Below are 1,156 nucleotides of genomic sequence, written 5' to 3'. Positions count from 1 at the left end.
CATCGCATTAGTTGTTGAGCAAAACTACTCTCAAGCAGAAGCCTCTAGAAATTTAGGGGTAAATCCCAACATGCTTGGTCGGTGGATAAAAGAAGCTGAAAATGATGATGGGCAGGCTTTTAGAGGGAATGGTAATTTAACCCCTGAGCAAGAAGAGATCAGAGAGCTAAAAGCGCAAGTGAAACGCCTAGAAATGGAGCGTGAAATATTAAAAAAAGCGACGGTCTTCTTTGCCAAAGAAACGAAGTGAAATACTCGTTCATAACCCAATACAAGAAGACCTGGCCTGTGGCGGTAATGTGCCGAATACTGGGTGTAAAAAGTAACAATTACTATAGTTATCAAAAGCGATATTCAACTAAATCAGAGGATCCAACACATCAAGAAATGATTGATTGGGTCAAGGACATAGCGCACTTCAGTGATAATACTTACGGTGAAAGGCGTATTCAGAAAGTCTTAAATGCACTCGGTTTTCCGGTGAGCCGTCACAAAACAGCACAGTTAATGAAAGAGGCAAATGTCTGGGTGCGTTATAAAAAGAAATACAAAGTAACAACGAATAGTGACCATAACAAGCCTATTTATCCCAATGTACTTGAGCAAAACTTCAACGTTGAAGCCGCTGATCAAGCTTGGGTACAAGATATCACTTATGTTTGGACTGCAGAAGGTTGGTTATATCTGGCGGTAGTGATTGATTTATATTCGCGTAAAGTCGTTGGTTGGAGCATGGGCTCACGAATGAAAGCGCAGCTTGTCTGTGACGCACTGACTATGGCGATGTGGCAACGCCAACCCAAAGCAGGGTTAATTATCCATTCAGATCAAGGGGTTCAATATGCAAGCCACCAATATCGTAGATTGCTCAAGTCAAACGACTTCATTGGTAGCATGAGTAAGAAAGGTTGTTGCTGGGATAATGCTGTTGCAGAAAGCTTCTTCGGTAGTTTGAAGCAAGAGCGCGTGCATTGGAAAAATTACCCAACGCGTTATGAAGCTCAACAGGATGTAATGAATTACATCTGCATGTGGTACAACAGTCGTCGCTTACATTCGTACTTAAATTATCAAAGCCCAAATGACTTTGAAGAACGAACCGAAACATTAGATATGGTTTCTTAACTAGGGTGACTGAATTTAGTTGACCACGTCA

General features: G+C 41.5%; 1 protein-coding gene. It reads left to right on the top strand.

The window, feature by feature from the left end:
* Position 1: 1 nt before the first annotated feature.
* A protein-coding gene (locus FH976_RS15800; RefSeq protein ID WP_407701661.1) for an IS3 family transposase occupies positions 2-1,125 on the top strand; the annotation gives its coding sequence in 2 pieces (ribosomal slippage) (positions 2-203 and positions 203-1,125; 1,125 coding nt in all).
* Positions 1,126-1,156: the final 31 nt, after the last annotated feature.

The organism is Vibrio hibernica (assembly GCF_015223435.1).
GTDB classification, from domain to species: domain Bacteria; phylum Pseudomonadota; class Gammaproteobacteria; order Enterobacterales; family Vibrionaceae; genus Vibrio; species Vibrio hibernica.
The sequence above is the reverse complement of the archived record's forward strand: the minus strand, read 5'-3'. Positions and strand labels throughout refer to the sequence as shown.